General features: G+C 54.2%; 8 protein-coding genes. All 8 read right to left on the bottom strand.

Features of this window, described 5'->3' with window-relative positions:
• Window positions 1-587: 587 nt before the first annotated feature.
• The 8 genes from maiA to HOP58_RS18755 all read right to left on the bottom strand — a co-directional run bounded on the left by maiA (window position 588) and on the right by HOP58_RS18755 (window position 11305).
• On the bottom strand, window positions 588-1211 hold the full coding sequence (maiA, locus tag HOP58_RS18790) for a maleylacetoacetate isomerase (RefSeq protein WP_234261173.1): 624 nt from the start codon (window positions 1209-1211) through the stop codon (window positions 588-590).
• Between the two features lie 93 nt (window positions 1212-1304).
• Window positions 1305-1709: a cupin domain-containing protein gene (locus HOP58_RS18785; RefSeq protein ID WP_149327328.1), complete on the bottom strand. Its 405-nt coding sequence runs from the start codon at window positions 1707-1709 to the stop codon at window positions 1305-1307.
• A 60-nt stretch (window positions 1710-1769) separates the two neighbouring features.
• Window positions 1770-2174 (bottom strand): GFA family protein, encoded by a 405-nt coding sequence (locus tag HOP58_RS18780; protein WP_234261172.1) that lies wholly within the window; start codon window positions 2172-2174, stop codon window positions 1770-1772.
• Between the two features lie 39 nt (window positions 2175-2213).
• Window positions 2214-3437, bottom strand: coding sequence for a YbfB/YjiJ family MFS transporter (locus HOP58_RS18775; RefSeq protein WP_234261171.1), 1224 nt, complete (start codon window positions 3435-3437; stop codon window positions 2214-2216).
• Window positions 3438-3482: 45 nt separating this feature from the next.
• A complete protein-coding gene (locus HOP58_RS18770) occupies window positions 3483-6251 on the bottom strand; it encodes an FAD/NAD(P)-binding protein (RefSeq protein WP_234261170.1) in 2769 nt (922 codons plus the stop codon).
• Window positions 6252-6260: 9 nt separating this feature from the next.
• The gene (locus HOP58_RS18765) at window positions 6261-7658 is read right to left on the bottom strand and encodes a lysine 2,3-aminomutase (protein WP_234261169.1); all 1398 of its coding nucleotides are present in this window, start codon (window positions 7656-7658) and stop codon (window positions 6261-6263) included.
• Window positions 7659-8420: 762 nt separating this feature from the next.
• A complete protein-coding gene (locus HOP58_RS18760) occupies window positions 8421-9602 on the bottom strand; it encodes an epoxide hydrolase family protein (protein ID WP_234261168.1) in 1182 nt (393 codons plus the stop codon).
• Window positions 9603-10138: 536 nt separating this feature from the next.
• Window positions 10139-11305, bottom strand: coding sequence for an MFS transporter (locus HOP58_RS18755; RefSeq protein ID WP_234261167.1), 1167 nt, complete (start codon window positions 11303-11305; stop codon window positions 10139-10141).
• Between the last annotated feature and the right edge of the window lie 44 nt (window positions 11306-11349).

Raw genomic sequence — 11349 nt, 5'->3', positions numbered from 1 at the left:
CCGGAGGGTAGAATCGGTCATGGCGTATCCACTCATGTTGATTGAGATCTTGGTCGTGATCAATCAACAGGATACGCCACCCTTCCTACCTCCTCCCATACACCAGAAATCACCATAGCTCTACCTCTACCTGTGCAACGTGTAGCTTCGTTTAGCCTGATGATGTCTTTGGTTTCGGCTGGCTATGCTTTGGCACTGATTGGTGAGTCGCAGATGCAAACCAGCCGGGATACCCTTATTCGCAGCCGACCACTTGCTGACCCACAATATCGACTGTCGACATATTTACTTCTGAGGGACAGGCCGGCCGAACCAACTCTAACTCGTCTTATAGATCGGCTTCGTCGATTGGACTCGCATAATGACGAACCCCATACCGATCGCCGCCCTACCTACGGTGAATTACGTGCTTGCTAAGCCGCGCTGGGTTAGGGGCACGCTTCGACGTCTGATCCGGAGCGCAACAATGAGCGCAACAATGTTTGGAGTCTGGCCAGGGAGTTAAACAAGTGTGGCACTGTAGGCACCTGCACGATACTCATTAGTCATCTTCCGCACGGTGCTGCTTCCCTCTGTAGTCGCTGATCTCAGCAGTTGTCCGGATGCGCCCTTTGGAAAGCGGGAAGCTCTAAGCACATCGAGTAAATCCGAGAGACGGTCGGCATGTCGTCAAGCCGCAGACCCAGCGATAATGCCGAATAGACTTGAGGAGCCAGCCCGATGTCAGCAAGTGTGGGCTGGTTACCGTGGCAAAAATCACCGGTGGAGTTAGAAGCGAGCACCTCCTCCATACCCATAAGCCCGTCACGCAGCCAAGCCAACTTCCACATGCTAACATCGTTTTGTGTCGCATTAATATTCTGCTGGAGGTAGCTAGCCACTCTCCGAGTCGTGAGAGGATGGGTATCGCATACAATTTGATAAAAAAGGCTTCTGACCCGGGCTCGCCCAGCTGGATCAAGAGGCAGCAAGGCCGGACTGGAAAATTTTTCTTCAAGGTACTCGATGATAGCTCCTGATTGGGCAATACGCACTTCGCCATCTTCTATAGCAGGTATCAATCCGAAGCCATTCACTCTTAAATAACCCTTTGATCGATTGGACTGCTGATCTAGGTCCTGGACTTTAGTTTCATAATCGATTCCTTTAATATTCAAAGCAATGCGAACCCTGAAAGCGGACGAGGATCGAAAGTAGTCGTGCAGAATCATGTTAGCACTCCGTACGGTGAATCCGTTATCCGGATGATTCGTAACAAATTGCCCAAAAACCTGCCGTATTGGCAGGTTTTTGGGATCTACCTACTAACGCGCCTCTGCCTTTCCGACTACTCGGGCTACCGGCTCGCTTTCCTTGTTGACAAAAACACAAAGTAGTTTCATTGGAATATCACTCAACACCCTGGCGTAGTGAACATCTTGATCAGAGACCATGTAAGACATACCTGGAGTAAAACGGCGGTCCGGCTTGCCTTGTGTAACGAGATCGAACTCGCCTTCAAGCACATAGGTAATTTCCAATCCAGGATGGACATGCGGAGCTGCGCTATTACCCGCCGGGACTTCAATCAGATTAAAATTGATAGTGTAGCCCTCGGGAAACTGTGCTTTTTGTAGGACGGTACGCTTGATGCCACCTTGTACGTATGTCGTTCCAACAGCAGCGGTAAGCGCGGACTTTAATTCTTCATCATACTGTGCTTCGTTCATTACCATCTCCTTATTCATTTCAGATTCGTCGCTTATAAACCCGGCGCATAGCCGGCTGGATTATATGCCTAGATCAAAGCGTTGCGTGTTCTCAACAGGCAACAGCCACTCAGAAGCTCGGCATGTATATATTTCAGCTTGCGGGGTAAAGTCGTTGGGGTGATCGAGAGTCCCTCCCTTTAGCACGATTTTTCCTGGAGCTGATGCAATTTTTGCAAAGATGTGTGACCCACAGTCTCCGCAAAAATGGCGCTGCACTGGGTGTCCACTATCACCACTGTCTTCAAACAACACGGTTGCTCCCTGTTGCTTAAAATCTTGTTCTCGTATAAGGAGATTGATTGTATAACTTCCGCCACTTAGCTTTTGACAATGCGTGCAGTGGCATAATGAGACAAATCGAGGCTCACCGGTAAAAGCGTATCTCACTGCACCGCACAAGCATCCGCCTGTATGTTCTTTCATGGAAGTCTCTCTTGTTTTATGCGATATTATTCGAGCCGTTTACTTCAGTGGCTTTTGCCGCCAGGCCAAAAGGGCGCCAACAGCCAATGCACCAGCTGATACAGCGAGTCCTTGCTCTAGTCCACCAGGCCCATCAGCCAACCAACCAACAAGCAGCGGCCCGATAATCTGACCGAATGCAAAAACCACAGTAAAAGCGCTTATAGCGGCCGACCAGTATTGTTCATCCAGGTTGTGCCGCACCAAGGCTGTTGTTGAAGCGACGACGGACATGAAGACGCCACCGAACACCAGTCCTGATAAGAAAGCCAATGGCACAGAACCAGCTAGGATTGGTAAAAGTGTCGCGCCTGCCAAAACCGCGTTCAGGATGGCTAGCGCTTGACCACCTTTGTATCGGCTTAACAAACCCGCCCAAAGGCGAGAAGAAGCCATCACAGCAACACCCAATACTGAATAAAAAAGAGTTATGAGCCAGGGTTGCATCTGTTGCTCTTTCAGCAACGCGACCACAAAAGTCATGTACCCAATGCAGCCCACCCCAAATAGGAAGTAGCCCCCTAACGCCCAGCTGAAGCGACGCAGATCGTATTGGTGGCGCTGGGTTGAGCTACCCGGACTGCTGCTGATCGCCTTAGCCAGCGGTGCCATCAGCCCTGCTGCGACAAAGCAAAGCAGGCCTAGCCCGTACCACGTCCATTGCCACGTATGGGCATGCCCATATACCTGGGCAGCATTTAAAAGGACAGGGATTAATAATGAAGACAGTACAATTCCCAACCCTGTGCCGCCATAGTAAATACCTAATAGGAGGCCCGAGCGCTTAGAGTGCATCGAACTTATTCTGGAAGCCAATACACCTCCTGCTATAAAAATAAAGGAACTCACCACCCCTGAGCATACCCGCAAGACAAGAAGCACATCAGCTACCAAAGTGGTGCCCGATAGGAGCATGAAGATGCCAGCTAACACTGTGCTCAATGTCAGCAAGCGTGACACGCCAATCCAGCGCAATACCAAGGGCGCAATCAACGCACCGGCCAAATATCCTACAGCGTTACTTGTGTTCAGAGACCCCGCTAGAGTGTAGCTCCAGTTAAGGTCCTCTCGCATTGGCGGTAGTAACAGGCCATAGGAAAACCGCGTGATGCCCAATGCCACTGCAGATGCCAACGACAACGTGAGGGCAGCCAAGCTGGGGTGCAACTCATGTAGGGCCGGCAACGGTTTATCAATAGCATGGGACGGCCGGTACGTTTTCATGTCGGAGCCCTCTTATTGCGCTTATCGGTAGTAAGCGATGGGTTATCAAGCAATTTTCTTAGTGACTTCCTCGGTGCGAGCCGGTTGCAACTGGTGCTTTTGCTTATGCTCCTCTTCCATCTGATTCATTACCGAAGGCGAGGCATGTCTGCGTGAAAGCACTTCCACTATCTGCAGAGCACACTGCTCAGCGTCGAGAGAAAACCGGGACGCTTTAGAGGAGCGCGGCAGGGCATGCGTATAAAAATGCGGGCCTTCAATCGGGATTCCGATCGCCCAGAGGCGGTCGTGAACGCAGCCCTTTGAGTCAATGACTTTGAGATCCTGGCTAATGTCGAGCCCGCCTGGATGATAGTCGCCGTTGAGGTAAGGCCGGGCGATGCCGCTAGCCAGCAGATTATTGGATAGAGGGCTGGAGTCCGTAAGCGGTGAGTACACATCTAGACGGGCTGAAATCAGCACATCAGCATAGTCTCGTGCTGGTTCCTTTCCTAACCGGCTAACGATGCAAAACTGCCCGCGCTCGCGATCCAACTCAATTTCATTGCCAGGGCCGCCGGCTACGCTTAGTACTCCAGAGTCCATCAGTGCTAACAGTTCGGCGTTCCGCTGCTTAGGTGGCCCGAAAGAAATTCTGTTCGCTGTTGGAACGAAGGACTCAACGAAAACACGGTGAGATGAAGGGGTAAGGCCGCCAAACTCCACTGCAGCACGCAAGGCTTCGCGTGTATCTCGAAGCACATCAGCTGCCGCTTTGACTGGGCTAGTTAGGTTCCCGAGACAGGCATGCCTGAGATCCTCTTCGACCTGCCGACGGAAGTAGTCGCGAAAATGCTCTAGCGACGAAAACTTCTCGTATGCGAGCGGATCAAGCAATCTATCTATAGCCTCGCATTCCTCGTCGGATGGCACGAACTCTGCGGGGTCGACCTTTCCATCTTGTAGGGCCAAGCGGTAAGCATAAGCCATCTCTAGCTTAATGAGTGGTAGCACTTCATGTTCGAAGTTCAGACGAGGGCTACCACGAGCAACGATCGCGGTATGGCGTAGAGAGTCAAGAGATTTTAGTGTAAAGAATGCCGCCTGGTGGCTTCCAGTCAATCCTTTCTGGTTGATCCCCCTTGCAGCAAATGGCAAGCAGTTGCGAGAGACAAGCAGTATTCTGGGTTCGTTTCCGGACGGTATGTATTCGAGTCGCTCTTTGGTTTCGCGAAACCATCCGCCACGTGCACTGGTAAGGGAGGAAATCACATCGTAGGCAGTCAGTCCAAGTCCTTGGATGGCAACGCACGCCCTCTCATGGATAGTGGCCAGGTTTTCAGTGGGGTATGGCGATCTGTAATAAGCAGCACTCGGATTAATATTTTCAGCTGTGCTGGCAAACGATTGGTACTTGAGATCAGTTTCCGTGGGCGATCGAGTTCCATGACCAGTGGCAAGAACTATGTAATTCGCAAGGAGTTGGGGCCCTTCGTCGAGTTCAAGCAAAAAGGTTTCGTCGTCTATCTTTCGAAGATCAAGAACGCGACGGCGGATGTGCCTAATTTGGATTCGTTCCGGTAGAGAACATGTCATTTGCTCGAACGCCCACCCCAAATACTGACCCAGCAATCTTCTTGGAAGATAGTCCGCGTCGCTAATTGCATCACCTTCACCGGAGTTAGATATGCGATAGCGGTTACCGATGCGGCGATACCCAGCTTGCCGCGCCCATTCAGTAAGTGACGGGCCGTGGGCCCCATTAACCAGACTATCAAGCCCGAAAATACTGATCTGTGAAGCCACGGTATTGATCAGTAGATCCTCGTGCTGATCTGAAGAATGAGCGCCTTCACCACAGGGACCTGGATCAATCATCATGATTTCTACTTCTTGGCCGTCTAGACTGACCTCATCAATATACTTGATGAGTTTCTCGAGCACACTTATGCCCCGCGGCCCCATCCCCACGATGGCAATCCGACTAACCGTTGCAGCCTCTTGGTTCTCTCCTTTAGCAATCGGGCTCAACCCATGATTTTCTACAGGCTCCGCATGCAATATGGCAATATCCGCATTATTGGGAAGACGCGGAAATATCTCAAGCACCTTCGGGTCGTGTCCGGGGATGACGTGAAAGGGGCCATCCGCTAAGCACTCCATGACGTCATAGGCAGCGAACATACGTTGGACGTCTACAACGATTGGAAAAGGACTTCGCAGGTTAATGTTTTCCCAGAAATGGGCAGCATCGCTGGCGAGAACTATGTTCCCTCGCTGGGTTGGGATGCTGACGATCTGCATGCCCTTCGTGTGCCCCCCAACTTTATGCAAGCGGATACCATCCCCAAGATCAACGTCTCCATCATGGACGATCAATCTGTCTTGGAAGAGGCAATCAATAGCATCTTTGATATTTTTCGACTCGAACGGCCTCCGTAGAAGCGAATAGGTCATTGAGCGACCTGTGCAGTAAGCCATCTCAGCTTCTTGTATGTGATATTTGGCTTTTGGGAACAGTCCAAGATTGCCACAGTGGTCATAGTGCATATGCGTGATGATCACGTCAGTGACATCTTCGGCCTTGATGCCGATGTCGGAGAGTAGGTCTTTCGGACTATGCAAAAACGTCCTACCTCTTTTGCGGGCCATACTCTCGTCGAATCCCGTGTCGACAACAACAGTGCGACCAAGGCCCTTAATTGCCCACAGGTAAAAGGACAAAGGCATCGGACTGCTATGTTGGTCCTCGTGGAATAAGAAATTCTCACTGGCTTTGCGACCCTCATGCATTGCGTAGCGAAGCGCATATACCTCAAAGATTGACGAATCCATATCAATTCCTCACGAGACAGAAGCGCGTTTATCGACGCCACTATTGCTTGCATTAGAAATAGTTGAGTCATCCCAAGCCGAGGAGGAAATGATACTGCTGACCTCGGCATGAGCTTCCTGCTCAAAAAAGAAACGTGACTCGCCAAATGCTGGCCGTAGTTGGTCTAGCCAAGTTGCATGCGGATCAAAGCGTGCGTAAAAAGGCCGGCGCACCCAATTAGGATTTCTCGCCTGTAAGAACTGCAGCGCGAATACTTTCTCGCCGGCCAACTTTACGATTCCGTCTATCACCACCTTTCCAGGATGAGCGCTCATTGATGGTCCGCGAACTGTCCGCGCTAGGCCCGACACCTGCTGATAAGCCTGCTGAAAGACTTCATAAGCCTTGACCAGTGGCACCTCAAAGTAGCTTCGAGGCCCAGTGTCTCGCTCGACGAACATGTAATAGGGAGTCGCTCCGAGTTTTACACCGGCAGTCCAGAGCTCTGCCCAACCTGCTGGGTCTTCATTAATATGGCGAATCAACGGTGCTTGCATTCGGACCGTTGCACCGGTAGCGATGATATTGCGAACAGCTTGTTGAGCTATCACCGGGCGCAATTCGGCGGGATGGTTGTAATGCCCCATCACAGCAAGATTCTTTCCTGATGCAACGACTTTTTCAAACAGCCGCATGACATCATCTGCATCGGGATCGCTAACGAAGCGTTGTGGCCAGTACGCGACGGACTTTGTGCCGATGCGAATATTCTGTATATGAGAAAGATCAGCCGACAACAAAGGCTCAATGTAGCCAGCCAGAGAACGAGCATTCATTATCATCGGGTCGCCACCGGTAATAAGAACATCCGTCACCTCCTTGTGAACCTTCAAATAGTCAACAAGAGCCCGAGCATCTTTTGCGTCGAATTTAAGTTCGTTCATACCAACGAACTGCGGCCAGCGAAAGCAGAACGTGCAATAGGCATGACAGGTCTGACCTGCACTTGGAAAGAAAAGCACGGTTTCCCGATATTTATGCTGTAGGCCCTTGATAGGCTGTCCATAAAGATAGGGGACGTTGTGTGTAAGCTGCCCAGCAGGATGGGGATTCATATTCATTCGAATACGTTTTATGAGCTCCCCCTCGCTTCCTGCGGAACGCCCACTTTCAATATTGCGAAGTAATTCATACTCTTCAGTTTTCAGCATTTCGCGATGCGGAAACGTTAGGCGGAAAATGGGATCATCTGGAATATTGCTCCAGTCAATAAGCTCATCTAGAACGTAAGCATTGACTCGAAAAGGTAGAACGCGTGAAACTGCAAGAACCGACTCTTGCTGTGACGGCGTTAATAGTTTCCATTGCGGTGCGCTTTTAATACTGTTGCGGGTGTAAGGCTTGAATCGGTAATCATGATTATCCATGTAAACCAATCTCCTTGCGCTGAACAGTAGGGCGTGCTGTTTGCCGGTCGTGCTGGTCTTAGGACTATTCGTCTATGTAAGTATAAGGGTCATCACGGTTGCTTGATGACTCCACAAAGTCTGCAAGACGGTATCTACTGGATTAACTATACCGTCTCATCACCCTTAGACCATGGCTGTTTAAGTCTTATTCGTTGCCCATTTGGCTATAATCAAAAAATTGTTACACTACAAATATTTAGTGACTACGACCCGGCCTTTTGCAGGTATAATACCCCTTGGTTTCTGCACACCTACGCAGCTAATGCCCGGTGTGCCACACAGCCCAACAACTGATGTGACTCTAGTGCTGTATCCAGCGGCTGATGACTGCTCGGGCCTAGCCCAACGACTCGAACCGATATTGCCAAATGCGCTCTTCCTTCAAGGGCTGCAAAAGCGCTCAACGAGCTCGTTCTTCTCCGGCGTGTAGGGCGTCATGAACTCCCGGTGAGTCCGTAGTACTCACCGTCGCGGTATAATGTCGGCTGCTGAAGACGAGGCCATTATCGGAGCGCAGGGCCAACGGTTTATGAGTACGGTTCCGTGCGCCGTATAGATACACCAGAGCCTCGCAGATCGCCGGCCCGCCCCACACCAGAGACCTACGTCAACGCAATCCCAAAAAGACGAGAGCCAGCGCGGTGCGCTGGCTCTTCTCGTCGTGTCAGGTTGTCGCCCCGCTCTGGGCGGCCTCTTCACGGCCCACGCGCCCCCGCCGCTTTACCGATTAACAGCCAGCACCGCCGCAAAGCCCTCCTGCAGGTCCTTGACGAAATACCCCGGCACCTCCAGCGAAGGAAAGTGCCCTCCCTTTTCGGCCGTCCTCCATCGCACGATCTGCCGGTACCGCTGCTCTGCCCAGGGGCGCGGACACTTCTCGATGTCGCGGGGATATATGGTGATGGCTGAGGGAACATCGACCCGCAGCTCGGGGTCGAGCGCATTAACACCGCCGTGGCTTTCGTAGTAGATGCGGGCCGCCGAGGCGCCGGACCGTGTCAGCCAGTAGAGGGTGACGTCATCGAGAATGCGGTCTCGGGAAATCGTCTCGAAGGGGCTATCGTCGGTATCCGTCCACTCGGCAAACTTGTCGAGGATCCAGGCCAGAAGCCCGACGGGCGAGTCGACGAGCGAGTAGCCGATGGTCTGCGGTCGGGTCGCCTGCTGCTTCGCATACGCCGCGCGGTAGAGCCAGAAGTCACGGGTGTCCTCGGCCCATTTGCGCTCGTCCGCTGTCAGCCCCTCCATGACCAGACCGGGTGGTGCCTGCGCCAACGTCGAGTGGATGCCGAGGAGTTGTGACGGGAACCTGCCACCGAGGACCGTGGTGATGACACCGCCCCAGTCGCCGCCATGGGCGACGAACTTGTCGTAGCCGAGCCTTTCCATCAGCTCCACCCAGGCGGCCGCGATCTTTCCGGCGCCCCAACCGGTAGTGGTCGGCTTGTCGCTGTAGCCAAAGCCCGGCAGCGACGGGACCACGACGTGGAAAGCTGGCGTGTCTGGCTCCTTCGGCTCTGTCAGCTCGTCGACGATATCGATGAACTCGACAATGCTGCCTGGCCAGCCGTGCGTCAGGATCAGAGGTGTGGCATCGGCACGGGCGGATCGACGGTGCAGGAAGTGAATGCCGAGGCCATCGATCGTCGTGCGGAACTGGCCGATACGGTCAAGGCGCGCCTCGAACGATCTCCAGTCATACTCGGTGCGCCAGTAGTTCACGAGATCGACAAGATCGGCGAGAGGAACACCCTGATCCCAGCGGCGAGGATCGGGCGCGGCGCGATAGACCGTCTCGGTCTCCGGTAGCCGCGCCGCGGCCAGTCGCGCGCGCAGGTCGTCGAGGTCGGCATCGGTTGCACGGGCTTCGAATACTTGAACATCCCTGTCTAGGCGATTCATGCGTTTGTCCCTTCAGTCTCAATGTTGACGCCGACGGAGCCGAAGGCACGACAAGGCCTTGCGCAATCCGCGCCTGGCAGCACCAAACAGCTTGGTAAAGAATGCGGCGCGCAACCGGGCATTGCGGCGCTCGATGTCACGCATCTTTGGATCGGGGTTATGGAAGGCCATCAGTCGTCTCGCCTGCTGTCGTTCTGCCAGCGTAGCAAAATTGGGGATCATCACCCGGCCCGGCACATGCTATACGTGTATTGGCTGATTAAGGCGGCAATCGGCCAGTAGCTGCCACTTGAATGCCTCTGCGAAATCTTGGGCGATACAACTGGCGTTTTGGTACCTGGCTAGGTGAGTGCGACTTTACCGTCCTGCATCGCTCAATCGGCACGACTGACGCCAGGCCATAAGCGAGCTAGGCCAATCCCCGCTGCGATTGCTCAGGCCTGCGAAGGCAAAGATGCGCCGTAGGCCAGCAAAGAATCGGGGACAGGCCACGATTCATTTCAACCGTGGCTTCCCCAGTTGACACAGGCCGGCCTTTACACCACTGCAGCCGCCACCGCCCTGGAACGCCAGGCCAACCCCAACACCATCAACAGCCCCAGCATAGCCATCGCCGCACCGGCCAGGGAAATCGCCGGGTAGCCCAGGCCGACGTTGATCACCGCACCACCCAGCGCCGCGCCAATCGCATTGCCCAGGTTGAAGGCGCCGATGTTTACAGCCGAGGCCAAGTTGGGCGCGTCCTTGGCGGCTTCCATCACCCGCATCTGCAGCGGCGGCACAATGGCGAAGCTGGCGATACCCCAAATCAGAATGGATGCGGCAGCCGGTAGCGGCCAGCGCATCAGCACCGTGAACGCCAGCAAGACCAGGATCAGCGCACTCAGCGAGACGATCAGGGTGCGGTCGACGGAGCGATCCGCCGCCTTGCCACCCCATATGTTGCCCAGCGTCAGGCCGATGCCGTACAGCACCAGCATGGCGGTGATAAAGGCGGCGGACGCCTGGGTCTCGCTGCTGAGGATCGGCGCGATATAGGTGAACACGGTAAACATCGCGCTGGAGCCGATCACGGCCAGGGCCAAGGCTGCCAGCACAGAGCCACGACCCAGTACGCGGATTTCAGCCAGCACGCCGCCGCCTTTCGGCAGCGGCACATTGGGCAGCGCGAACCACAGTGCGAGCATGGCCAGCACACCGAGGCCGGTGATGCCCCAAAACGCGGTGCGCCAGCCAAACACTTCACCGAACCAGGCCGCCAGCGGCACGCCGCCGATGGTCGCCAGGGTCAGTCCCATGAACATGGCCGCCACCGCGCCGGCACGTTTGTCCGGCGCGACCACGCTGGCGGCAACGATGGAGCCGACGCCGAAGAAGGCACCGTGGTTCAGCGAGGTCACCACCCGGGCAATCAGCAGACTGTAGTAATCGGTGGCCAGGGCCGACATCAGGTTGCCCAAGGTGAAGATGGCCATCAGCCCGATCAGCAGGTAGCGCCGGGGTATCCTGCCGGTGGTCAGGGTCATCAGTGGCGCGCCGAGCAGCACGCCCAGCGCATAGGCGCTGACCAGCAGGCCGGCAGCAGGAATGGAGACGCCGAGATCGGCTGCGATACCCGGCAACATGCCCATGGGGGCGAACTCGGTAACGCCGATACCGAAGGCACCGATGGCGAGTGCTACAAGGGGTGGATTGATACGCATAGAAGGCTCCTCATCTATGCCGAGAATGCTAAGATCCAAACCTT

Origin of the sequence: Halomonas sp. MCCC 1A11062 (assembly GCF_021404355.1) — a bacterium.
GTDB classification, from domain to species: Bacteria; Pseudomonadota; Gammaproteobacteria; order Pseudomonadales; family Halomonadaceae; genus Halomonas; species Halomonas aerodenitrificans.
This window is presented reverse-complemented; position numbering and strand designations above follow the sequence as displayed.